Raw genomic sequence first — 24,603 nt, 5'->3', positions numbered from 1 at the left:
GATAAGGGAAAACAGCTACCCTTTCATAAGGTAAAGAAAAATTATAGGTGAACTGATTGACCAATTTGTTGATTTAAAGCTTTTTCATAGATAACTTGACCAACCACTAAATCAAAGAGGGCCATACCTGTTGATTTGAAGACTGTCGGCTGAAATTCGGAGAGGGTAGGCTTCACTTTATGTGTCACCACTTTCGAAAAAGGTATGACTTGTGTTGCTGTGATCCAATGATTGTGAATAGGGTCGATAACATCTCCACTTTCATGGATAGCATCTAAAGTATCGATATATATAACATCTAAATTTTGATAGACCGCATCCGAAAACTCTCTCATTTGTGGTTGATAGGACCCGATACCAATCAGAAGTTTGCCGTTATAAATATTTTGAATATCAGGAAGAACAGGTGTATTAGAGGTTGTAGCTGTAATAATGATGTCAGCTTCATATACTAACTCAGAAGTATTATTTACGATATGGATTTTGATATCATTTGCGATATGCTTTTTTAAATTATGAACAAAGGATGGTAATTTGGAAGGTGTTCGACTCCATAAATAGATATGCTTGATATCTCTGACCGTACAGGCAGCAATCAATTGATGAAATCCTTGGGTACCTGTACCGATTAAACCAACAGAAGCGGCATTTTCAAGTGCTAAATATTTAATCGCAACTCCACCAATAGCACCAGTTCGCATATTCGTTAATACAGTGCCATTTAGAATTGCTTGTATTGAACCATTTTCCCGATTATTTAGTATCATAATACCTTGTGTAACGGGATACTCTCGATTATTAGGAGATACATGAACAACTTTCAAACCAGCCGAATCATTTGCAATGCAGGGCATTAAGAGCATCGTATGATCATCATCTGAAAGTTGATTGCGTAATGGCATTAGAAAATCACTAGAATCATAGAGAGTATAAGCTTCTTCAATCGCAAGGATTACATCGTTCATCGTTACAGCTTGTAGCATATCTTGTTCATTTAAGATGAGCAAAGTACGAATACCTCCTTTCAATGAGTTAATGTAACTTTAGACAATCGCATCTTCTAAAACCAGATCATTTTCTGCAAATCTTTCTACACGTAGTGGTCGTAAATCGATGTTTTGATATTTTCCAAGATGAATTAATTCAGCTAGGCCTTGTCCAACAGCAGGGGCTTGCTGCATACCATGACCACTAAAACCTAACGCCATATAGTAGCCTTTCATTGTTGGGTGATTTCCAATGATGGCATTGTGATCAACCGTATTAAAACTATACAAACCAGCCCAGGCAGATGAAATTTTCGCTCTTTCAAAATTTTTTACTCGATTAGCGAGTATAGGCCACATTTCATCGTAAAAAAGTGAACGTTGTACAGAAAAATCAATGCCTGGTTTGACATTTTCAGAATAGCCACATAAAATTTTATTGCCTTCATGCCGAAAGTACACATTGGATGGATCGACAGTAAGAGGTAATTCCTTTTCTAATGGAGTAGCAATATCAAATTGGAAGATTTGACGTTTCAATGGATGAATAGGGAGTGGAATACCAATCTTTTCACTCAGATAAACACCCCATGCACCTGCACAATTAATGACAATTGGAGAATAGAAAACGGTACCATCAACTAGCCTAATTCCAGATACATGATTTTGCTGAGTTAAAATCGTATCAACTTCATCGTAAATATATTCCACATCCATCTTTTGAGCATGTTTCTTGAAACCTTGCATGACAGAATATGGATCAAGATAGCCATCTTCATGACAATAAAGGCCCCCAGCTAAATCTTCAATCGTTAATTCTGGAATAATGTTCAGCAAATCATGTGCAGTCAACAATTCAGAAGGAACACCGAACTGATTTTGCAGCTCCTTTTGCTTTTCTAATCCAGACATCGTTTTGTTAGTTCCTAAGAATAAATACCCCCTCTGGCGGAAGTTAATTTCTGAAGGCTCTCCTTCAATTGCCATGGTCTTTGGGAAGTCTTTATAAAATTGCAAACTGTAGCGACTAATTTGAATATTAATAGCCGTCGTGTAAAGCTGCCGAATTCCTCCAGCACTTCTAGGAGTAGACGAAAACTCATAAATAGGATCTTTTTCAAAAACAAGTATTCTGCCGTCAAAACCTAGTTTTCGCAGGGAATAGGCAGTACTAGAACCCATAACACCACCACCTACAATGATCAAATCCACCTTTTTCATAGAATCCCTCCATCCATATAATATTTTTGAAAATTTAGATATTTTATATATCGTATAAAAAAAAGACCTGAAAAATGAATGATTTGTAAAATATATTTCGTGTCTCTAGAAATTACAGGGGAAATATCTTGAATGATTGGAGAGAGGAAGTTGAGGAACCTATTTAAAATTTGCTCAGAAGACGAGAAAATAAATGAAGAAACTGTACATAAAATTTCATCATATGCACATAATAAAAGTAATAAAAGACAATAAATATTACCATTTTAACTATTAAAACGAACAAACGTTTGCTATAATGATTTTATAATAGATTGATGCTCAAGGGTGGTTGGCATACCCCAGTATAAATGTAGCAGACAATTTACCTAAGCTTTAGGTAATGTCTGTATAACCCATATCGTATGGGCCCGGAGGTGATGCCGATGTCAGTTTCTGAATCATTAATGTTTGCAGTTAGTTTCGCATCATTAGTAGTCACAATTCTGGCATTTCGAAATAAAAAATAACCCATCCTTGAGTTACCAGCTCAGATGGGTTATGCCCTAGACAGCCAATCCCCTTGAGGGAATCAACTATTATATTTGGCCGTTTGATGTACCAGCATCAAATGGTCTTTTTTAATTTATTCAATACTTAATTCTAATATACGTTTAAATTGTGATTTTTACAAGTCTAAATATGTCGAAAGAATTAAATGCGGACGAAAATAGAAAAAAGTAATGGTCTTTTCTATTAATAAACAACTACTAATGTTTAAGTAATTGGAAATTATTTAAAGAATATTAAAATCATTTGTTTTATAGGTTAAAATCGTTTATATTTTAAATATAAAATTTTCAGATAATAATAGAAAGGAAAATTGGTAAGAGTCTTTTACCGGTTTTAAAAATGTTCAATCATATTAAGCAGTAGAAAGTTCATATTCTTAAGTTGTATAGTTCTATATCGTTTTTACTTTGAAAGGGGAGTGTTTGGATGACAAAGTATGACCAAAAATATTCTTATTTAGAAAAACCAAATGAATCAGAAATTCCTACAGAATTGCAAAAAGAATTTGATGCAACCATCAATAGTCAAATAGAGCAACAAGGTTTCTTTAATCATCTATTTAAAATTTTGCCATTAAATGCACAGCAATATAAAGGTTTTTTAAATTTAAAAGAATCGCTCTTCAATTCCGAAACATGTTATTTGAGCAATGTCGATAAAGAAATGATGGGTCTAGTGGTGTCATCCACTAATTCTTGCAATTATTGTTTGACGACCCATGGAGATGTGCTCCGAGGATTAACTAAGAATCCAGCATGGGTAGACCAGCTAACCTATAATTATCGCTCAACAAATTTAACAGAGAAGCAAAGAGCACTTTGTGACTACGCCTATCGAGCAACAAGAAATGTAGCCGAATTAACCCCTGAAGAAGTAGATAAACTAAGATCAGTCGGATTTAATGATCATGAAATATTAGAAGCAGCTTTTGTCGTAGGCTTCTTCAACTACACAAATCGTTGGGTAAGCACAATTGGTGCTATTCCAAATCCGGGACATTATTCGCATAACAGATAATGAAAAAAATCCGTTTCATCATTTTTGATGAGACGGATTTTTTCCTTTTTATAAAGAAGAATTTATATAAAGTGAACCGTACGAAAATTTCGCAAAAAACAAGATCGCTTTTCAACAATTATAATCACGTCAATATCCCTACTATTTAACCCTCATCGTAAGCCAAAGTACTTTATTGATTTTAAACTTCGTTCGTTAAAATTTTCTGAATAGAGAATATTGGCATGTTATACATCATATGTTTTATGTAGTTCTACTTATTTAATTCCTTTCAATATAGCATCTCGAAAATGCACTTATATAACTAAGAATCAGCACAAACTATTATTTTGTCGTTTTTCGTATAGAAAAGAACAATATGCATTAATTCTAGCCTTACAATTGACTTTCAATAATTTTTTCGACATATGTTAGTAGCAGTAACTAGACGTTCCAAAAGTTTATCTACAAAACAATTCAGACTTGATCCTCAATTACTAGATCTTAGACATTTAAATGATTAACAGATTTATTGTCGATTGTGGATGAAATAGAATAGATACTTCATTCAAACTACTCATTTTTAAAATTTACAGAGGATATTTCCAACTAAAAAGTGAAAAGGGGAAAGAAAATGGGGAATCGTATCTTATTGGCTTCGCCACATATGAGTGAAGAAGGATATGAAAAACAATATATCAATGAAGCTTTTGATACAAATTGGATTGCTCCACTTGGGGCAAATGTAGACCGATTTGAAGCTGAATTTGCAGAAAAAATCGGAACCAAGGCAGCTGCGGCACTCTCAACAGGGACAGCTGCAATTCATTTAGCACTTAAAGCAGCAGGTGTTGAAGAAGGAGATATCGTTTTTTGTCCAACCCTAACATTTTCAGCTACCGCCAATCCAATTATCTACCAAAATGCGATTCCTGTGTTTATCGATAGTGATAATGAAACATGGAATATGTGCCCAAAAGCATTGGAAATAGCTTTTAGAAAATATCCAAATGTTAAAGCAGTTATTGTTGTTCATCTTTATGGATTATCTGCAGATATGGATCAAATAGTGGAACTTTGTAAAGAACATGATGTGGCTTTAATTGAAGATGCTGCTGAATCTTTAGGAACTTACTATAAAGGTAAGCACTCTGGTACTTTTGGGGATTTTGGTATTTTTTCTTTTAACGGTAATAAAATCATTACCACTTCTGGTGGTGGAATGGTTGTTTCAAATAATGAAGAAAAAATTGAAAAAGTAAGGTTTTGGGCTACTCAGAGTAGAGATAAAGCAAGACATTATCAGCATAGTGAATTAGGTTTCAATTATAGGATGAGTAATGTAGTTGCTGGGATTGGTAGAGGGCAACTTAAGGTGTTAGATCAAAGAATTGAAAAGAAAAAATATATTTTTGAATTTTATAAGAGAGAGTTAGGCGAACTCGAGGGTATTAAATTCATGCCAATTAATAATTGGAACGAGCCAAACTATTGGCTTAGTTCAATTATCCTGAATGGAAAAGTTAGACCACTAGATTTAATGGAAACACTTGAAAAAGAAAATATAGAGTCAAGACCTATTTGGAAGCCAATGCATATGCAACCGTTCTTCGAAAAGTATGATTTCGTTGGAACTAATATATCAGAGAAGTTGTTTATGAATGGTGTTTGTTTACCATCTGATACGAAAATGACAGATGAAGATTTGGATAGAGTTGTAGAGACTATTAAAGGGTTGTGGTTTAAAAAGTGAAGCCTCTTAAAACAGCAAATATTTATAAAAGTTTTCTTAAAAGACCAATGGATTTTATACTATCATTTTTAGCTTTAATGATTCTTTGGCCAGTAATTTTAATAGTAGCACTCCTTGTGAGATTAAAACTAGGTGGCCCTGTAATATTTAAACAAGATAGACCAGGTTTAAACGAAAAAATTTTTGTGATGTATAAATTTAGAACAATGTCGGATGAAAGAGACGACAATGGAGAGTTGCTACCAGATAAAATTAGGTTAACAAAGTTCGGGAAGTTTTTACGTTCTACATCGCTTGATGAGCTCCCTGAACTTTTTAATATATTGAAAGGTGATATGTCAATAATTGGGCCTAGACCATTATTAGTAAGATATCTTCCGCTTTACGATGAGCATCAAAAAAGGCGCCATGAAGTTAGGCCAGGTTTATCAGGCTTAGCCCAGATTAGTGGTAGGAATGCTATTAGCTGGGAGGATAAATTTAATCTTGATGTATTTTATGTAGATAATATTAGTTTCATTAAAGATTGGAAAATAATATTACTTACGATTAAGAAAGTATTTGTTCGTGAAGGAATTAATTCAAATCATAACGAAACAATGGAAGCTTTTCGAGGAAAAACAGAACAAATTGTGATAGTGAAAAAAGAAAAAGAAATGGTATAAATTATGTGCCCTAGTGGAGGAATACAAATGAATTTGTTATTTTGCAGTGTCGGTAGAAGAGCAGAATTGATCAAATATTTTAAAGAATCCTTGGGAGAAAATTCAAAGATCATCGCAACAGATAATTTAAACACAGCACCAGCACTATATATTGCTGATAAACAGTATATTGTTCCAAAGATAAAAGAGGCAAAATATATACCAACTATTCTCGAAATATGTAATAAAGAGGAAATTAAGGCGATAACAACATTTATAGATCCAGAGATAGAAATACTTGCAGAAAACCGTGATGCCTTTAAAACGATGGGAATTGAAGTTTTGGCACCAGATTTAAAATCAGCTAGATTATGCTTTGATAAATATGAAATGTTTGAATTTTTAACACAAAACAATATCAGTACAGTTAAGACGTTTAAAGATATCGATTCGTTCAGTATTGCATATAAGAACTCTGAATGCTGTTTTCCCGTTTTTGTAAAACCTAGAACCGGAAGTGCGAGTGTAGGGGCAAGAAAAATAAATAATTATGAAGAATTAAAATCTATTTGTTCGGTGGAATCAAACTTAATTATTCAAGAATTTATAGAAGCTATTGATATAGATGTGGATGTTTATATAGATATGATTAGCAAGAAACCTGTAAGTATTTTTGCCAAAAAAAAGCTGGAGACAAAAATTGGTGGAGCAAATAAAACAATTTCTTTTATAGATTATAAACTTTTCGAAATGGTAGAAGAGATCATATCGAAATTCAATTTTAATGGCCCTATAGATATTGATTTCTTTTATAGAAATGGAGATTATATAATATCGGAAATTAACCCAAGATTTGGCGGTGCGTATTTGCATGCATATCGTTGTGGCGTAGATTTTATGAACTTGATCGCAAATAATTTAAATGGTATTCAAAATCCAACCAATATTGGAAATTATGATGAAGATATACTCATGATGATGTATGACAGTGTAATTATAAGAAAAAAAACTGACATGTTTAATCAGAATGAACACTAAGTTTAAAGATAATGGATAATTTTAATAGAACTATTCAATTTAATGTAACTGAACATGCAAGTTACTTAACAAATGGTGAAAATAGTAGCTGAATAAGAAAAAATATTGTTGACTAAGGGGCAGTCCTGTAAGTCTACAATTAATAAAATATTGTGTTTCCAATTGTTAAAGATCGGCTTTATCTTGACTGAATTGTTTTTGATTCATGACAAATGCGAAAAAGTTGTGTATATAGAAAAATTAGGTGACGAAAGGAAAAGAATGCATGAAAGTATTGTATGCAACAACAATATCAAATACAATTAATGCCTTTTTTATTCCACATATCGAATTACTTTTAGATCAAGGACATACTGTGGATATTGCATGTAATATTAAAAAAGAGATTAGCCCAGCTCTTTTAGAACGGGGGTGTAAGGTAATAGATATAAATTTCCAAAGGACACCCCTAGCAAAGCAAAATTTTCAAGCATATAAGAAAATAGTTCATCTTATCAATAATGAAAACTATGATTTAATTCATGTACACACACCTGTAGCTGCAGCATATGTTAGATTCGCAAGTAGAAAAAAATCGAATATTAAACTAATATACACTGCACATGGTTTTCACTTTTATAAAGGTGCACCTATTAGAAATTGGCTATTATATTATCCTATTGAATACATCTTATCAAGAGATACTGATGTATTAATTACTATAAATAAAGAGGATTTTAAGAGAGCAAAGTCATTTAAAGCCAAAAAAGTAGAATACATTAAAGGCGTTGGATTTGATTCGAAAAAATTTAGTGAAGTTGTAGTTGACAGAGCAGCAAAAAGAGATGAATTAGAAATACCATTGGAAGCTTATTGCGTTCTATCTGTAGGGGAGCTAAATAAAAATAAAAACCATGAAACGGTTATTAATGCAATAGCAAGATTAAATAATCCGAAAATACATTATTTAATTTGTGGAGAAGGACCATTAGAATCATATTTAATAACTTTGGCAGAAAGATTAAATATAAAAAAACAAGTTAAATTTTTAGGATATCGAACAGATATTGCAGAAATTTGCAAAGTTGTAGATTTATTTGTTTTCCCATCTTATAGAGAAGGTTTACCAGTAGCTGTAATGGAAGCAATGGCCAGCGGTTTACCAATTATATGTTCAGATATTCGAGGGAATAGGGAACTTATCGAAAATAAAAAAAACGGATTTATCATAAAACCAAGTGATGTAAAAGGAATGTCTATATTAATAGATAAAATGTTTAAGGAAATAGCAAATAACAACAGTATAAGTTATCAAAACAAAGAAAAAGCAAAAGAATTTGATATTAATAGTGTTCTTATTAAAATACAAGCTATTTATGCTGATATAAATTGAATTTATTTTATATTTATGGAATTTGTTTAGGGTAATTATGATGAATTAGATGTATATAAATAGAAAGAGCTATTTAGACAAATTACGTCTATTTATAAGAGGAGCTTTCATATGAAGAAAGTAAGTGTTGTATTTTTACGTTCAAACCCGATTGATCCAGATTCAAGAGTAGAAAAAGAAGTTAATACACTTATTAAATCGGGATATGATGTAAAAATTTTAGCCTGGGATCGAGATTCTAAATATAAGATTAATGAGTCTTACCTAAATTTAAAAAATGGAAAAGCAAAGATTTATAGATTTGGAATTCCTGCTAAATTTGGAGCTGGAAAAAAAAATCTTAAAGCATTTCTATTTTTTCAGTATAGAATTTTAATTTGGCTATATAAACATCGAGATGAATATCAAATTATTCATGCTTGTGATTTTGATACAGCTTATACAGCATATAATTGCGCGAAAATTTTTAAGAAAAAAATAATATTTGATATCTTTGATTATTTATATACTCAAAAAAACGAAAAAACTAGTATATTTCAAAAATACATTGTGTATCTACAGCATAAAATAATTAATTTTGCCGATGGAACTATTATTTGCACAGAACAAAGAAAAGAGCAGATCGGTAGTGCAAAGCCCAAAAAGTTAGAAGTAATTCACAACACTCCACTACTGAATCATAAGCATTTAAGTAAATTAGAATTAAATCAACATAAAATAAAAATAGTTTATGTAGGAATATTACAAGATTTAAGATTCTTAATTGAATTAGCAGATGTTATCAAAGAAATTCCAGAGTGTGAACTTCATATTGGTGGATTTGGAAAATATGAAAAGTATTTTGAACAAATGAGTTATCAATATAATAATATTATTTATTATGGGAAATTACCATATCACAAAACTTTAGAATTAGAAAATAGTTGTGACATTATGACAGCTATTTACGATCCTTCAATCGGAAATCATTATTATGCAGCTCCTAATAAGTTTTATGAATCGTTAGCACTTGGCAAACCGATAATTATGGTAAAAAATACAGGAATGTCTGAATTAGTAGTAAAACATAATATAGGGGAGGTTATTGATTACAATAAAGATAGTCTTAAAAAAGCAATAAAAAAATTGATTAGTCGTAAAAATGAGTGGCCAACGATTGCTATCAGAATGCAACAAATATATTTAAAAAATTATAGATGGAATGAAATGGAACAAAGATTAATAAATTTCTATGAGGAAATAGTTTAAATTGCATTATCTAAGTAGGGTGAAGGGGCAAAAATATTATGAAAATCTTATTTGTTGCACAAAACTTGCAAATGGGTGGTATTCAAAAAGCACTTGTTAATTTGATTAAAGAACTGCAGATAGACAATAAATATGAAATAGATGTCTTTTCATTTGGAGATGGAATATTGATGAAAGAGATTCCTGGTAAAGTAACTGTGAGGATCGGTACATTGCTTTTAAGATTAACCGCGACTCCTTTCTCAATAGTGATTAAAAACAGGAATTTTTTACACATTATTTTGAGAATACTATGTATGATTTTAGTTAGAATAATAGGTTCAGAAATGTTCTACAATATACTTTTTAAAAGACAAAAAGAATTTGATAATTATGATATAGCTATTTCATATTTTAATGATGTACAAAAAGGTTATTTTAACCGTGGTACAAATCAATTTGTAATGGAATTTATTAATGCGAAGCGTAAAATTGCATGGATCCATACAGATCCAAAGAAGGCAGAATTTGAATACAGTTCTTCTCATAATAGTTATAAAAACTTCGATAAAATTGTTTGTGTATCAAAAGCTTGTAGAAGTAAATTTATCGAAATTTTCCCTGAATTTTCAAAGAAAACTTATGTTGTATATAACTTTTTACCAAAGGAAGAAATAATGGAACGATCTAATGAATATACACCATTTGAAAAAGATAAAATAAATATTGTTTCAGTTGGAAGAATGGAGAATTCCACTAAACGGTATAATATAATACCAGAAATATGTAAAATGCTAAAAGATGATTTGATAACTAATTTTAAATGGAGAATCATTGGAGACGGTCCTGATTTTGAATTGAATAAACAAATTGCTAGTAAATTAGATGTTTTAGATTTAGTAGAATTTGTAGGAGAAAAAGTAAATCCCTATCCGTATATTAAAGAAAGTGACATCTTTATCCTAACTTCAGCATATGAGGGTTATCCGATGGTTATTGGCGAGGCGCTAATTTTACAAACTCCTGTAGTGACAACAAGCTATGCTGCTGTTAGTGAGCAAATAATCAATAATCATAATGGAATTATCACTGATATGGCAATAGAAAATATTTTTGTTGCAATAAAAAAATTATTAAAAAAACCTAAAATGATTGAAAATTTAAAAAATAATAATAAAAGAAATACTATCAATAATAGTATTTCTTTAAAGCAATTTTCAGAGGTGATAAGTCTAGAAGATGGAGATTATAAAAAAAGATAATGGTAGTCTAATAATTTGTACAATATCCAGTATATTAGTCGTTCTAAAAATGTATACAAATAATAATATTTATCTAGTATTGTTTATGCTAATGATTTGTGCCGCTATAGTATTTGATCGTATTGAGTTTAAATTTGATTATTTATTATTTTTTGTTTCCTGGGTTTATGCATTAAAATTTAATTTTAACCAGTTCTCGATGTTTTTATTTATTTCGGCTTTGTATATAATTGTTTGCATTATTTATATGATTATTCATAATAGTAAATTTAAAATTAAATTGTTGGGAAGCTATCTATTATTCGTTGCATATGTTATTGCAATACCCATCTTTAGTGGAGGGACAATATCTACAGTACTAGGATTTTTATTAAATTTTACAGTGATTTTTTTTGCAGTACTATTTCTAAATGATAATAGACTGTTCAATAGATATATACTTATATATTCTTACGGATTATTTTTATCTAGTATTGTTAGACTTTTAAGTTATGTGATATCAAATTTAAATGATTATATTATAAAGATGGCAACTGTTCAAACCCTGATTCTTGAAGGAAAATTAAATACAAGGTTTGCAGGACTTGATTTGGATCCAAATTATTATTCGATTCAAATATTAATTGCAATATCATGTTTAATAATAAATATTTATTACAAACAAGTAGGGAAAAAAACATCAATATTTTTAGCTATGGCTCTAGGCGTATTTGGTTTTTTTTCCGTATCTAAAATGTATTTAATTTCTTTTTTATTCTTATTAATAATAGCTGCAGTAGCTTTTGTAAGAAATAACATTGTTTTTGGGATAAAATTCATCTTTTCATTATTATTTTCGGGTGGAATATTTGCATATTTTTTCTATGATAATATTTATAATTTGTTTTCACAAAGATTTATCTCCTCTGGACAAGATATTGCGGGGTTGACTACAGGAAGAAGTATTTTATGGAAAATGTTCTTTGCAGAAATAATAAATGATTTCAAAGTACTTTGTTTTGGTGCAGGGTTTGGATCTGGGAAATTAAGTAATATTATGGCTCATAATATGTATTTAACAATGCTCTATTACATGGGGATAATTGGATCGGTTATTTCAATTTTTTATTTTTTTACTATTATCGAAGCATTAGCTAATAATTTGAAACAGAAAAAATACTATCAGTTATTTTCCATTAATAGCATCCCTCTTTATATATTATTGATTGCTAATATATCATTAGACTCTTTTGTTATGGATTTTTTTCCAATACAACTATTATTAATATTATTTTCATTAACTTATAAAGGGGGATAAATTTTACTAATTTTCGGAAATTCAAAATACTTAAATCACTCTAAAAGTTTTTTATATTAGGAGCAAGAAGGAAGTTGATTAGTTGAGAAATGAAATAACTAAATCTGAAGTGCTTCATTCGCTTTTTTGGAAACTTATGGAACGTGGGACATATGGGATCCAATTTATTGTAAATATAGTGTTGGCACGCCTCTTGTTGCCTGAAGAATTTGGATTAATCGTTCTTATTACCATTTTTACATCAATAGCTGAAATTTTAGTGCAGGGTGGTTTTAATACTGCACTTATTCAGAAGAAAGACACAGATGAAGTTGATTATTCCTCTGTTTTTTATTTAAATTTATTGGTTGCTATTCTATTATATGTTGTACTTTATATTACTGCTCCTTATATAGCTACTTTTTTTAAACAACCAAATTTCTTAATAATGATCAGAATACTATCTTTAACGGTGTTTTTTTGTTCTATTAACTCAATACAGATTGCGATTCTCTCAAGAAATATGCATTTTAAAAAGTTATTTATTAGTAGTTTTTGTGCAATCATTATATCTGGTTCGGTTGGGATAATATTGGCTTATGCAAGTTTTGGAGTGTGGGCTTTACTAATACAACAATTGAGTAATCAATTTCTAATTACAATAACCCTATGGTTCATTGTAAAGTGGAGACCACGGTTTATCTTTTCAATTTTATCTATCAAGAGTTTATTTTCATTAGGTTGGAAATTATTGATTTCATCACTTATAACTGCTTTATATTCAAATTTACGAAGTCTCATAATAGCTAAATTTTTTAGCCCTTCAACGCTCGGTTTCTATAATAGAGGGGAACAATTTCCCACACTTATTGTAAGTAATATCGATGGTTCAATACAATCAGTAATGTTACCAACTCTATCGTCTCATCAAGACGATAAAAAAAGAGTAAAAGAAATTGTTCGAAGATCAATTGTTACAAGCTCATTTATTGTGTTCCCGTTGTTAATAGGACTAGCTATTATATCAGAACCATTAATCAAGATACTATTAACAGAAAAATGGTTACCTGCTGTTCCTTATATGCAAATGTTTTGTGCGGTTTGTGCACTTTGGCCAATACATACCGCGAATTTGCAGGTTATTAGTGCTTTAGGGCGAGGAGATATCTTTTTAAAAATTGAAATAATAAAAAAAGTTACGGAATCCATTATTTTAGTTATTAGTATACCATTTGGAATTTACGCAATCGTTTGGGCAGCAATCATTTGCAGTATAATCTCAAGTTTTATAAATGCATATCCAAATATAAAATTAATTGACTACAGTTTACAAGAGCAATCTAAAGATATATTTCCTTCATTACTTTTATCGTTTGTAATGGGAACTGTAGTTTATACCATTCAATGGTTTGAGTTATCTGAAATGCTGACCATAGTTTGTCAAGTAATTGTCGGAATAATTTTGTATTTTGGATTAGCGAAAATATTTAAACTTGAATGTTTTACTTATCTAGTATTGACTTTGAAAGAGCGATTTAAAAGAAATAAATTGTTAAAAGAGAATACAATTAAAGGTTTATAAATAAAAAAGTACTACCGTTTCTATTTCTTTTTAAGTAGATCATAGAAATAGAGTAGAATTCTAGAAATTTAAAATATCCCATTTTTTGTAATAAATCCATCATTCAATAATACTCTAAATATAGAGAAAAGAAAAAGTACTACCAGTTATAACTATTTTTAAAAAGGAGAGAAATTTGATGATGAAATTTAATTGGAAAGATAAAGAAGGGGATTTCGAGGAATGATCAATAAGGGAGGACTTATAATATCACTTGATTTTGAATTGAAATGGGGTGTGCATGATGTTTATTCTAAGGGAGAGTATGATAATAATCTGATAGGTTCGAGAAAAGTGATTCCAAGAATGCTGGAATTATTCGAAAAATATGGAATACATGCAACATGGGCAACTGTTGGCTTATTATATGCCAATAACAAACAGGAAATGGAAAAGTTTAGTCCGGAAGTAAAACCATCATACAAAAATCAAAAATTATCTCCTTACCCCATTTTAAGAAAAATAGGTGAAAATGAACTTGAAGAGCCTTTATTTTTTGGCTCGTCTCTCGTTAAATTAATTGGTAATACAGAAAATCAAGAATTAGCAACACATACATTTTCACATTATTATTGTTTAGAACCAGGACAAAAAGAGGTGGAATTTCAAGCAGATATGCAATCCGCCTTATGTATTGCAGATAAGAAAGGTTATCAAATTCAATCTATTGTATTTCCGAGAAATCAGGTTAATAAAACATATCTTCAAATTTGCAAAGAAAAAGGAATTAAATTATATAGGGGAAATGAAAACCACTGGATATATGAACCAAGTTATTCAAATCAGTCGCAATTTAAGAGATGGATTAAATTGGTAGATACTTTTTTAAATCTTACGGGACAGCATTTTTATAAGTTAACGGATATTAAAAAAGATCCAATCTATAATATTCCAGCTAGTGCTTTTTTGAGATCAATAAATTATAAATTACCATTGTTAAAAAAATTACGTTACAAACGCATTACAGAATCCATGACTTTGGCTGCAAAGAATCAAAGTCTCTATCATTTATGGTGGCATCCGCATAATATGGGTAAGGATATTGATGAGAGTTTTGCTGAATTAGAAAATATTTTGCAACATTATGTAATGTTAAAAGACAAGTATCAATTTAATAGTTATTCAATGAAAGATATAGCAGATCTACTAGATGTTGATCAAGTTAAGAAGGAAGATGGATAAATGTGATGATTCTACCATTGGAATAGACTGAAAATTATATTAAATTCGGTGCATTTATGTGTTTGTTTTAAGTATATTTGGTTAAATACTGTGGAAAATAACTAAAATTTACTATTTATAATGTCAAATTCTCAAAATTAATAATTGGAATTACTGAAGAGCTATTCTAAGAGAGTTAATAGTTACACTCCATCTTATTTTCATTCAAGCGAAAATTGGTTTCGTGAGGAGTATTGATCTTTGATCGAACAAACTAAATGTCTTGACAGAACTACTTAGTTAAACATTGTGTATCAAGAAAATACTCAATAATGTGGAATGTTCTTGGTTTTGAGATAGAAGACTATTTGTAAGACTGTATTAATTAAATATTTCTTTACTAAATATTTGTACGGAATTATCACTTTAATAATTCAAGAGTAGATAAATACCATTTTTTATTGAAAACGAACTAATGTTCTATTATACTAGTTTTAATACATAAGATTAAAAGCCATTTGGCGAACAATCTTTTGGTAAAAACAAGGAGATTTACAAGCATGACAGGAAATACTCACATCATAGGCGGAATTGCAGCAGGTCTTGCTTTAGAACAAGTTTCAAATTATGATTCATTAGTGCTCGTTGGCGCGAGTGTAATTGGTGCATTACTTCCTGATATTTGTCATACAGGAAGTAAAATTGGTCGGACATTTCCTCTGATATCCAAAATCGTCCATAACATATTTGGACATCGATCATTCACGCATAGTTTGTTATTTTTATTCCTAATCGGAATGTTTATGAATAACTACATATCAAATGAATCATTCAAAGCGGGAATCTTAATAGGAATGATGAGTCATTATATGCTCGATATGGCTACAAAAAAAGGAATTAAATTATTATTTCCACTAAATATAAACGTACGTTTTCCTGTTACGACACGTACAGGAAGTAAAACAGAAGACATTGTGACGATCCTACTAACAGTACTTTGCGTCTATTTAGGATTTGAAACAATTAGTCATTCGTTCATTTTGAAATAAGATCATTCCCTTATGTCTTCGTAGATATAAGGGATTTTTATTGGATAAAAATTTAAATATACATCTATTTCTTGTATGATTAAAAGGAGGAGTGAAGAGTATATATGCAATTTCATACATCAAAATCATTTATATTAGCATCTGCATCACCACGTCGAAAAGAAATCTTTGCACGATTGAATATTCCATTTGATATCGTTACATCAGATGTTGAAGAAACGAGTGTACAAGCTACAGAAGTCTCACAATATGTTAAAGAAGTAGCTTTATTAAAAGCTCGTGATGTTGCAAAAAAAGTACCAGGGAGAGTAGTAGTTGGTGCAGATACAATAGTTGCGAAAGACAATCGGTTACTTCATAAACCAACTAGTCATGACGAAGCAATATCCCACCTCCGTACTTTACGAGGCACAGCACACGAGGTTTTAACAGCTGTCGCAATTATTGAAGAAAACGGAGAGGAAACTACATTTGTAGAAAAAACGAAAGTCATTTTCAAAAATGTATCGGATGAACTTATAGAAGCTTATGTTGCAACTGGAGATCCGTTTGATAAAGCAGGTGGATACGGTATCCAAACTGAGGGTGTATTTTTAGTTGACCGAATCGAAGGAGATTATTTAAATGTAGTGGGTTTACCATTAGCCACATTGTGTGAACACCTTATCTCATTAAAATTGATTTCACTTTAAGAAAATAATGAAACAACTATTATATGACCAATTGTTGAAATTTCACAATTGGTTTTTTGATATCAAGTTAAGTCAAAACTGGCTTTATGAAAATAGTTATAGCTACAAATTTTAAAATTTCAAAATTAATTGACTATTCATTTAGTTGATGGTAATATAATTTTATAAATTCCTATAAGTTTAATAAGAAATAAAATTCTTCTTATCAAGAGAGAGGGAGGGACTGACCCTATGAACTCTCGGCAACCAGCATAGTCTTAGTATTCAAGATCTGCACGGTGCCAAATTCAGAGGAATAGAAAGTTATTCCGAAGATGAGAAGGTGATGCAGAATTAGTTTTGACTTTAATTTTGTAGCCCTTCTCGTTTCCTTGAGAGGGGTTTTTAATTTCACATAAAATTTTAATGAAAAGGAGAGAGATCAAATGGCAGTTACAACAGTTAAAGCAAACACATATTTAAAAGAAAATGTTTTGGTGGAAGGGGAAGTAAGAGGTCACAAAATCATTATTGATGAACCTGAAAATTTAGGGGGTACAGATAAAGGAGCGAATCCTGTAGAACTTTTGCTGACCTCTTTAGGAGCATGCCAATCAATTGTCGCTAGAACATACGCAAAGAAGTTTGGGATTGATCTTCAAAAGTTTTGGGTTGAATTAGAAGGTGACATTGACTTAGATGGCTTTTTTGGAAAATCTGATGTAAGACCTGGTTTTTTATCAATCAGATATACTTTTCATATTGAAACAAATGCACCATTTGAAAAAGTAGAGGAGTTTAAAAAATTCATTGAAGCGCATTGTCCTGTGGGTGATACAATTGCTAATTCAGTAAATTTAGTTTCCTCTGGAGTGGTAATTGAGAACAGAGAGGTTAAGAAATAAATATTTTTTTGTATCCTCTTCATATTTCATAGTTTAAAATTAGAAAATATAAATCTATGTTATAGTAATGAAGCGGAAGACGGCGAGTCTCAGGAAATGCGTTTACATTTCTTTTTCTACTGGAACACTATTTATAAATTGATTCGAATAGATAAAATTATTTCAATTAATCAAATTTAAAAACAAAGGCCATTTGAATTTCTTTTCAAATGGTCTTTTGTTTTTAACACAAACTAAGAACAGTGAATAGAATCTACACGTTTACTATTTAAGGCTATTCTGTGAAATAAAAAAATAAATTAGTTAGTAATTACTCACTTTTTAATTGACTTTCAATATTCTAAGTGCAATGATGTGTATGTAGTTAAATCTATTCAAAGGGAGTTAATTCAAATGGATTTCAAAAATATTACTGTTGCTGGTAGTGGAGTTTTAGGAAGTCAAATTGCGTTCCAAACTGCTTTTCATGGTTATAATGTAAGTGTTTATGATATTAATGATGAAGCTCTTGAAAAAGCGAAAAAACGTTTAAACGGGTTAAAGGATGTTTATGCAGAGTATTTCAAAGACGAAGAAAAAGCTTCTGCTGCACTTAAACGTTTTACGTTCAGCTCAAATCTAAAAGATGCAGTAAAGGATGCTGATTTACTGATTGAATCTGTTCCTGAAATAGTTGAAATTAAAACAAATTTCTATAAAGAGTTAGCAACTGTTGCACCAGAAAAAACGGTTTTCGCATCTAACTCATCAACAATGTTGCCAAGCCAATTTGCAGAATATACAGGTCGCCCAGAGAAATTTTTAGCTTTACACTTTGCAAACGAAGTATGGAAAAACAATACAGCTGAAGTAATGGGACATTCAGGTACAGATAAACAATATGAAGAACAATTAATAGAATTTGCAAGAACGATCGGTATGATTCCTCTTCATATTTTAAAAGAACAACCTGGATATATTTTGAATTCATTACTAGTGCCATTATTAAATGCTGGACAAACATTACTAGCTAAAGGTGTTGCTGATCCAGAAACAATCGATAAAACTTGGATGCTTGCAACAGGAGCACCAATGGGACCATTTGCAATTCTTGATGTCGTTGGTCTTCAAACAGCCTATAACATTGTATCGAATGAAGCAAAACACAATCCGGCAGCTCAACCAATTGCAGATTTACTAAAAAATGAGTACCTAGATAAAGGGAAAACAGGTAAAGGTTCAGGAGAAGGTTTTTATAAATATCCAAATCCTGCATACTTAGATCCAGCTTTCTTAAAAGCCTGATATAATTTTCAAAGGGAGTTACTTAGATGGTAACTCTCTTTTCTTATGAGTAAAATTTCTACAATTGAAGGATTCTAATTATTTCCTAGGAAATATAATTTCTTAAAATTTTGAAAAATGAAGTAATTTGTCGTAATTGATAAAAGAATGTCATGATTTTGGAAACCATCATATCGTTTTTGATATTCTTTTAAAAGAATAGGTATTATTCAATCCTTTTACCTTTAGGATTCCTATACCAGAATTTCTTTGGGCGTTCTAATGGTGTGATATTGATGATGAAGTAACTAATAATGAGAAGAAGAATAACGATGGCATAAAGAAGCATGCTCTTAGCATTGGTGTGATCGATGATAACAAGGCGAATCATCGCTGTAATACCGATATAGATAAAATAGCGAAGCGGGAAATGGTAATCCTCTTTAAAATATTTGACAATCATTGTAATAAACTCAAAGTAGAGGAAGAAGATTAAGATGTTCGCTAAGAAAACTTCTTGTTCTCGAGCGGTCTTATGGTGATTAAATAAGATATTGAAGAATACGAAGAGCTCTTTAAGCATGAGAAAAGCTAAAAATAGTGCAAGTGTCATTAAACAAATATTTAGAAACCATTGTAGAAATTTTGGAACAATATGCTGCATTTCAAATAGAAATTTTTTTGATTTTTCCATTAACATCCCCCCATTCAATTATCTTAGATAAAGTATACAATTTATCTTTTATAGAAATGCAAATTTAATGTAATTTTCACGAAAGTTTTGAAAATTATTCAGTGAAATTAATTTTAGATTTATCATTATCATGATCGTGTTATTTTAATCGTACGCTGACAATTTTACAAGAAAAATGAAAAAACTTACCTTTAATATAGATAAGGGGAGTATTCTATCTTTTTTTGTTATGTTCTATATGAATAAATCTTATATCAAGTGAACTATACCTAATTGTTTATACATAAAATAGCCCATCTGCGAGTTGTTACACAGATGGACTAATTCTTAAGAATAAATATGGTGATTTGTTAAAAAATTATAGTTGTCGTTCCCAAAATCGTCCTTTTGCAATTCCTTCAATAAATGGATCAATCACAGAACTTGTCAAATCGTAGACTCCAGCAGAATTTAATTTTACGCGGCTGAATTCTATAGGCTTAGGATGGCTAAGGGCAAATGCAATTGGTTTGTAATGCTTAAATCCTGTTTCAATGAACTCTAAAGCGGGTCTTGCAATGTCATTTTCATTACTAATTAATAAAAATGCATCAAAAAGTGTTGGATCTGCAATTTCATAAGTTTCATTTACTCTTCCAGTATAATTTAAATCATGGATTTTCTGATCTACGATGGTATAAGCTATTTTGTGTTCAAGGAGTGCCATTGTCCATTTTCTCAATTGTTCTTCATCTGGATTCCCGTTAAGTAAAATAGCAACTTTCTTCGTATCAGTTTTGAAAATTGTATTGGCCATGCTCAGTGCAGGTGACTTTTTAGTTGATGTAACTTCGTAATTTTCTTTAGGTAATGGAACCCCTAAAGTATTTGCCACTTCTTGTGCCATTTGTCGATCAATATGATTTAAAATGGCCACCGCATTAATTTTCACCATTTCCGATTTACATTTACCAATTTCAAAGCTAAGTGCATTTTTTAGATGTTGTTGTTCATAGGAAGCAAGAGAGTTATAAAATAATTTTGCTTGTGAGAAAAAATCACGGAAACTTTCACTGCGCCCTCTAATTTTACGTCCGTCTACTTTTTCTTGGTGATGTTCATATCCACCTTGATTAACTGAAACCGGTTCAGGTTGATTGTTATTTAATGCATTTCGATGATAACTTGTTTGTCCCTTATGAATAATCATTTGATGAATACCATCACGTTGATTGTTAGTGAAAGGGCAAACAGGTCGGTTAATGGGGATTTGGTGAAAATTCGGCCCTCCTAATCGAGAAAGTTGCGTGTCTGTATAAGAGAACAAACGTCCTTGTAATAGTGGATCATTTGAGAAATCAATTCCTGGTACTACATGACCAGGGTGAAAAGCAACTTGCTCCGTTTCGGCAAAGAAGTTATCTACATTTCGATTCAAAGTCATTTTTCCGACTATTTTCACGGGAACATCTTCTTCTGGCCAAATTTTAGTAGGATCTAAAATATCAAAATCAAATTGATGTTCGTTTTCTTCAGGTATGATTTGTAAGCCAAGTTCCCATTCTGGATATTCTCCTTGATCAATAGCATCATATAAATCTTGACGATGGAAGTCAGGGTTTTTTCCTGAAATTCTTTGTGCTTCATCCCAAACTAAAGAATGCAGCCCAAGTTTAGGCTTCCAGTGGAATTTGACGAAATGAGCTTCACCATTTGCATTTATAAGACGGAAAGTATGAACACCAAAACCTTCCATCATCCTTAAGCTACGGGGGATTGCACGGTCACTCATTAGCCACATCACCATATGAGCTGATTCTGGATTTTGCCCGATAAAGTCCCAAAATGTGTCATGAGCACTAGCACCTTGTGGTATATCGGTATCTGGTTCAGGTTTTACGGCATGAACAAAATCAGGGAATTTAATCGCATCTTGAATAAAGAATACAGGCATATTATTTCCTACTAAATCAAAATTACCTTCATCTGTATAAAATTTTGTTGCGAATCCACGCACATCTCGAACTGTATCGGCTGATCCTTTTGATCCTTGAACAGTTGAGAAACGGACAAATACGGGCGTAATTTTAGAGGTATCTGTTAGAAAATCAGCTTTTGTAAAGGCATCTAATGATTCATAAAGTTGAAAAATACCATGAGCACCTACGCCACGTGCATGAACAATTCGTTCAGGGATTCGCTCATGATCAAAATGCGTCATCTTCTCTCTAAAATGAAAATCCTCCATAAGAGTAGGACCACGTAAACCCGCTTTTAAGGAAAACTCATCCTCAGTTATTTTCACACCTTGATTGGTTGTTAAAGGTGCCTGATTTTCAGTATTAATTGTAAATTTTTTTAATTGGTCATCCTTTTTATTTGTCATAAAATTACCTCCAAATTAATCAGCATATACTATTCATGTCCTTTTTTACTCGTAATAAAACATTTTAGTATTTGTAAGTTCATAATGAGGCAATATAAGAGTCCATACAGGTTTAAATAGTATTGAATAAAACGTCAAAGTGAATCATTTTATGGGTAGGTGTTAAAAAAGTTTGTGATGAAAAAATGGATGGTTGTCCTATTATTAGTATGTTCAATCGGATTGTCAGGATGTCTTGGTACATCGGTACAGGAGAAAGGGTTAGACAAGAAGGTATCAGAGACTGATCAACAACTTGAAGCAAAAGCAAAAGAACGTAAAAATAAAAAGAAAGTAGAACCTGAACCAGCTGTTATTGATATTGTTGATCCGAATACTTCAGAAGTTATTAGAACTTTTTCACCAAAAGAGCTATGGTTTGAAACAAATTATGAAGAATATGTAAATAAGATAAAGGAAATTGCAAAAGAATTAGCAAATGGTACAAAAACAACTGCTGGTTACGATCAAAGAATGAGGCTTGATAAAATAGGGGGAAATGGAGAGATTTTGAAAGGTAACCCTTTGGTTATTTTAAAAGAAAGAGAACTTGTAGATAGTCTTTTGAAGACATCTCTGATCGGTGGGGTTGTTGAATTGCCATTAGATATAACAAATAGTAATTATAATTCAAATGAGGTCTCATCATTTGAAGAAGTAAGGGTTGCTTCCTATACAACGTATTTTAATCCATCTAAAGAAAAAAGAAACAGAAATGTAGAGCTTTCTGCAAAAGCTTTAAACAATGTAATTGTTGGTGTAGGGGATTATTTTTCATTTAACACGATGGTCGGACCGAGGGATAAAGAAAATGGTTACCAACCTGCACCTGAGATCATCAACAAAAAGCTTGTAATGGGAATTGGAGGAGGAGTTTGCCAAACATCTTCAACTCTTTTTAACGTAGTGGATCAATTACAGGTGAAATATATAGAAAGACATCATCATTCGATTAATATAGGCTACGTACCGGTTGGAAGGGATGCCACAGTGTCATATGGTACCTTAGATTTTAGATTTCAGAATACAAGTGGCGCCCCATTTTTGATCAAAACCTATTATGGTAGAAGCTCATTAACCATTGAAGTTAGAACGGCAAAAAGATATGCTGAGGAACTGAGATTAAAGAAATGATTTAAACACTATTCGTGTATGCTATACAGATTTAAAACCCATCTAAAAACAGATGGGTTTTTAAATATTTCCTATACCTTCTCATGCCCTAATGCTTGATCTAAGTATGCAATTATTTCATCCTTACCGCCAGCAACGGATTGGGCACGCGCCTCATCTTTTTCAATTTTCTTTAATGCTTTTTGAACAACTTCATCAACTTGAGCCTGCGGAATAACAACAACACCATCAGCATCACCAACGATGAAATCTCCTGGTTGGACACTCATTCCACCTACTGCAATAGGAACTTGAATCACACCACCACCAAATTTGTTCCCAGCCGCTACAGTCGTACCTAAACTGAAAACTGGAAAATCTAAATCTCGAATTGCTTGAATATCACGGATGACGCCATCAACGACAAGCCCTTGAATGCCCATTCCTTTCATCATAGAAACGACAAAATCACCTGCAACTGCACGATTTGTATCTCCTTTTGCATCGACCACTAGAATTGCTCCAGGTTGTGCAATTCGAATTGCCTCTAAAAGTGCTCCGTTTTCACCGATTGGTAAACGTACTGTAACTGCACGTCCGGCTATATGATAATGGTCTTTTAAAGGTTTAATCGCTGCATTTATATTCGTTGTACCAGCAAGCGCATCCGAAATAGCAGTTGTTGGTAAAGTATGTATTAATTCATCAATATTAGTCATGTTAGAGCCCCCTATGAAATATTGGTATATATTTTAAATGAGTAGATTAGTAGATACAATAGCTGACAGATAGAATAAGGAATTATTAAGACGAAAAGCGTTTATTGCAAGATGAAAATAGTCACCGCAATAATGGATTAAACGATACCTAAAACAAAATAATTTACATCGTGTAAGATATATATTAAACTGAATATATCGTATACGATGTATATAAAGGGGAATATCGATGAATACAGAATTTAACTTAGAAAATCAACTTTGTTTTGAAGTCTACAAAGCATCTAATCAGTTTACTAAATTATACCGTCATGCATTAGAAGAATTTGATTTAACTTATTCGCAATATTTAGTACTTTTATCATTATGGGAGCAAGATCAACTTTTGGTGAAAGAACTTAGTGAGAAAGTAACGTTAGGTATAGGGACGTTGAATCCCATAATAAATAAACTTGTAAACAAGGGTTGGCTGACAAAGGAAGTATCATCTGAAGATAAGCGAGCTGTAATTGTATCATTGACAAAAAAAGCAAAAAAAGAGGAGGTAGAAATTAAAAGTAAGATTTTAGAAAAAATATGTCAATGTGATGCATTAGTTGCAACTTATAGCGAGCTGAAATCACAAATACGTCAGCTAAACAATTTGTTAGAACAATTAAATGAGATGGAGTGACTC

General features: G+C 31.4%; 21 protein-coding genes and 1 riboswitch. Of the genes, 16 read left to right on the top strand and 5 right to left on the bottom strand.

Going from position 1 to position 24,603, the window contains the following annotated elements:
• Positions 1-41: 41 nt before the first annotated feature.
• Together CEF14_RS06670 and CEF14_RS06665 are read right to left on the bottom strand one after the other, a co-directional pair.
• A complete protein-coding gene (locus CEF14_RS06670; protein WP_102692134.1) occupies positions 42-1,007 on the bottom strand; it encodes an ornithine cyclodeaminase family protein in 966 nt (321 codons plus the stop codon).
• A gap of 36 nt (positions 1,008-1,043) precedes the next feature.
• Positions 1,044-2,207 carry an NAD(P)/FAD-dependent oxidoreductase gene (locus CEF14_RS06665; RefSeq protein WP_102692133.1) on the bottom strand — a complete coding sequence of 388 codons (1,164 nt, stop codon included), beginning with the start codon at positions 2,205-2,207 and terminating at the stop codon, positions 1,044-1,046.
• Positions 2,208-3,185: 978 nt separating this feature from the next.
• On the opposite strand from CEF14_RS06665, the gene CEF14_RS06660 reads away from it, so the two are divergent.
• The 14 genes from CEF14_RS06660 (at position 3,186) to CEF14_RS06595 (ending at position 19,018) form a co-directional block, all read left to right on the top strand.
• Positions 3,186-3,776 (top strand): peroxidase-related enzyme, encoded by a 591-nt coding sequence (locus CEF14_RS06660; RefSeq protein WP_102692132.1) that lies wholly within the window; start codon positions 3,186-3,188, stop codon positions 3,774-3,776.
• A gap of 613 nt (positions 3,777-4,389) precedes the next feature.
• A complete protein-coding gene (locus CEF14_RS06655) occupies positions 4,390-5,508 on the top strand; it encodes a DegT/DnrJ/EryC1/StrS family aminotransferase (RefSeq protein ID WP_102692131.1) in 1,119 nt (372 codons plus the stop codon).
• A 47-nt stretch (positions 5,509-5,555) separates the two neighbouring features.
• Entirely contained in the window at positions 5,556-6,173 is a 618-nt protein-coding gene (locus CEF14_RS06650; protein ID WP_102694315.1) for a sugar transferase, read from the top strand.
• Between the two features lie 27 nt (positions 6,174-6,200).
• Entirely contained in the window at positions 6,201-7,190 is a 990-nt protein-coding gene (locus CEF14_RS06645) for an ATP-grasp domain-containing protein (protein ID WP_102692130.1), read from the top strand.
• 265 nt (positions 7,191-7,455) lie between these two features.
• A complete protein-coding gene (locus CEF14_RS06640; RefSeq protein ID WP_102692129.1) occupies positions 7,456-8,562 on the top strand; it encodes a glycosyltransferase family 4 protein in 1,107 nt (368 codons plus the stop codon).
• A 111-nt stretch (positions 8,563-8,673) separates the two neighbouring features.
• On the top strand, positions 8,674-9,810 hold the full coding sequence (locus CEF14_RS06635; RefSeq protein ID WP_102692128.1) for a glycosyltransferase family 4 protein: 1,137 nt from the start codon (positions 8,674-8,676) through the stop codon (positions 9,808-9,810).
• A gap of 38 nt (positions 9,811-9,848) precedes the next feature.
• Entirely contained in the window at positions 9,849-11,051 is a 1,203-nt protein-coding gene (locus CEF14_RS06630) for a glycosyltransferase (RefSeq protein WP_102692127.1), read from the top strand.
• 526 nt (positions 11,052-11,577) lie between these two features.
• Complete coding sequence (locus CEF14_RS18960; RefSeq protein ID WP_170061462.1) at positions 11,578-12,348, top strand: hypothetical protein; 771 nt, start codon at positions 11,578-11,580, stop codon at positions 12,346-12,348.
• 82 nt (positions 12,349-12,430) lie between these two features.
• Positions 12,431-13,909, top strand: a complete 1,479-nt coding sequence (locus CEF14_RS06620; RefSeq protein WP_102692125.1) for a lipopolysaccharide biosynthesis protein — start codon at positions 12,431-12,433, stop codon at positions 13,907-13,909.
• Positions 13,910-14,131: 222 nt separating this feature from the next.
• A complete protein-coding gene (locus CEF14_RS06615; protein WP_102692124.1) occupies positions 14,132-15,130 on the top strand; it encodes a polysaccharide deacetylase family protein in 999 nt (332 codons plus the stop codon).
• Between the two features lie 539 nt (positions 15,131-15,669).
• On the top strand, positions 15,670-16,158 hold the full coding sequence (locus CEF14_RS06610) for a metal-dependent hydrolase (RefSeq protein ID WP_102692123.1): 489 nt from the start codon (positions 15,670-15,672) through the stop codon (positions 16,156-16,158).
• 104 nt (positions 16,159-16,262) lie between these two features.
• Positions 16,263-16,850 carry a Maf family protein gene (locus CEF14_RS06605; protein WP_102692122.1) on the top strand — a complete coding sequence of 196 codons (588 nt, stop codon included), beginning with the start codon at positions 16,263-16,265 and terminating at the stop codon, positions 16,848-16,850.
• Between the two features lie 199 nt (positions 16,851-17,049).
• A riboswitch (SAM riboswitch) is annotated at positions 17,050-17,171 on the top strand.
• A 104-nt stretch (positions 17,172-17,275) separates the two neighbouring features.
• Complete coding sequence (locus tag CEF14_RS06600) at positions 17,276-17,734, top strand: OsmC family protein (protein WP_102692121.1); 459 nt, start codon at positions 17,276-17,278, stop codon at positions 17,732-17,734.
• Positions 17,735-18,127: 393 nt separating this feature from the next.
• Complete coding sequence (locus CEF14_RS06595) at positions 18,128-19,018, top strand: 3-hydroxyacyl-CoA dehydrogenase (protein ID WP_102692120.1); 891 nt, start codon at positions 18,128-18,130, stop codon at positions 19,016-19,018.
• A 205-nt stretch (positions 19,019-19,223) separates the two neighbouring features.
• On the opposite strand, the gene psiE is transcribed toward CEF14_RS06595, so the two are convergent.
• On the bottom strand, positions 19,224-19,691 hold the full coding sequence (gene psiE, locus CEF14_RS06590) for a phosphate-starvation-inducible protein PsiE (protein ID WP_102692119.1): 468 nt from the start codon (positions 19,689-19,691) through the stop codon (positions 19,224-19,226).
• A gap of 358 nt (positions 19,692-20,049) precedes the next feature.
• Positions 20,050-22,056 (bottom strand): catalase, encoded by a 2,007-nt coding sequence (locus tag CEF14_RS06585; RefSeq protein WP_102692118.1) that lies wholly within the window; start codon positions 22,054-22,056, stop codon positions 20,050-20,052.
• A 177-nt stretch (positions 22,057-22,233) separates the two neighbouring features.
• Here CEF14_RS06585 and CEF14_RS06580 point away from each other — a divergent pair, with 177 nt between their 5' ends.
• Positions 22,234-23,229, top strand: coding sequence for a VanW family protein (locus CEF14_RS06580; RefSeq protein ID WP_245890247.1), 996 nt, complete (start codon positions 22,234-22,236; stop codon positions 23,227-23,229).
• Positions 23,230-23,300: 71 nt separating this feature from the next.
• On the opposite strand, the gene CEF14_RS06575 is transcribed toward CEF14_RS06580, so the two are convergent.
• Entirely contained in the window at positions 23,301-23,927 is a 627-nt protein-coding gene (locus tag CEF14_RS06575; RefSeq protein WP_102692116.1) for an RraA family protein, read from the bottom strand.
• 229 nt (positions 23,928-24,156) lie between these two features.
• Between CEF14_RS06575 and CEF14_RS06570 the strand changes: the two genes are divergently transcribed.
• The gene (locus CEF14_RS06570; RefSeq protein ID WP_102692115.1) at positions 24,157-24,600 is read left to right on the top strand and encodes a MarR family winged helix-turn-helix transcriptional regulator; all 444 of its coding nucleotides are present in this window, start codon (positions 24,157-24,159) and stop codon (positions 24,598-24,600) included.
• The last annotated feature ends 3 nt before the right edge of the window (positions 24,601-24,603 follow it).

The sequence above is a fragment of the Rummeliibacillus pycnus genome (assembly GCF_002884495.1).
In the GTDB taxonomy this organism is placed as follows: Bacteria; Bacillota; Bacilli; order Bacillales_A; family Planococcaceae; genus Rummeliibacillus; species Rummeliibacillus pycnus.
The sequence above is the reverse complement of the archived record's forward strand: the minus strand, read 5'-3'. Positions and strand labels throughout refer to the sequence as shown.

Bases quoted from the DNA above. Each gene is read 5' to 3' on its own strand.
- psiE (WP_102692119.1), bottom strand. From the start codon at position 19,691: ATGGAAAAATCAAAAAAATTTCTATTTGAAATGCAGCATATTGTTCCA.
- CEF14_RS06605 (WP_102692122.1), top strand. From the start codon at position 16,263: ATGCAATTTCATACATCAAAATCATTTATATTAGCATCTGCATCACCA.
- CEF14_RS06615 (WP_102692124.1), top strand. From the start codon at position 14,132: ATGATCAATAAGGGAGGACTTATAATATCACTTGATTTTGAATTGAAA.
- CEF14_RS06655 (WP_102692131.1), top strand. From the start codon at position 4,390: ATGGGGAATCGTATCTTATTGGCTTCGCCACATATGAGTGAAGAAGGA.
- CEF14_RS06630 (WP_102692127.1), top strand. From the start codon at position 9,849: ATGAAAATCTTATTTGTTGCACAAAACTTGCAAATGGGTGGTATTCAA.
- CEF14_RS06660 (WP_102692132.1), top strand. From the start codon at position 3,186: ATGACAAAGTATGACCAAAAATATTCTTATTTAGAAAAACCAAATGAA.
- CEF14_RS06650 (WP_102694315.1), top strand. From the start codon at position 5,556: ATGGATTTTATACTATCATTTTTAGCTTTAATGATTCTTTGGCCAGTA.
- CEF14_RS06575 (WP_102692116.1), bottom strand. From the start codon at position 23,927: ATGACTAATATTGATGAATTAATACATACTTTACCAACAACTGCTATT.
- CEF14_RS06645 (WP_102692130.1), top strand. From the start codon at position 6,201: ATGAATTTGTTATTTTGCAGTGTCGGTAGAAGAGCAGAATTGATCAAA.
- CEF14_RS06610 (WP_102692123.1), top strand. From the start codon at position 15,670: ATGACAGGAAATACTCACATCATAGGCGGAATTGCAGCAGGTCTTGCT.
- CEF14_RS06595 (WP_102692120.1), top strand. From the start codon at position 18,128: ATGGATTTCAAAAATATTACTGTTGCTGGTAGTGGAGTTTTAGGAAGT.
- CEF14_RS06585 (WP_102692118.1), bottom strand. From the start codon at position 22,056: ATGACAAATAAAAAGGATGACCAATTAAAAAAATTTACAATTAATACT.
- CEF14_RS18960 (WP_170061462.1), top strand. From the start codon at position 11,578: ATGGCAACTGTTCAAACCCTGATTCTTGAAGGAAAATTAAATACAAGG.
- CEF14_RS06580 (WP_245890247.1), top strand. From the start codon at position 22,234: ATGAAAAAATGGATGGTTGTCCTATTATTAGTATGTTCAATCGGATTG.
- CEF14_RS06570 (WP_102692115.1), top strand. From the start codon at position 24,157: ATGAATACAGAATTTAACTTAGAAAATCAACTTTGTTTTGAAGTCTAC.
- CEF14_RS06665 (WP_102692133.1), bottom strand. From the start codon at position 2,207: ATGAAAAAGGTGGATTTGATCATTGTAGGTGGTGGTGTTATGGGTTCT.
- CEF14_RS06600 (WP_102692121.1), top strand. From the start codon at position 17,276: ATGGCAGTTACAACAGTTAAAGCAAACACATATTTAAAAGAAAATGTT.
- CEF14_RS06635 (WP_102692128.1), top strand. From the start codon at position 8,674: ATGAAGAAAGTAAGTGTTGTATTTTTACGTTCAAACCCGATTGATCCA.
- CEF14_RS06640 (WP_102692129.1), top strand. From the start codon at position 7,456: ATGAAAGTATTGTATGCAACAACAATATCAAATACAATTAATGCCTTT.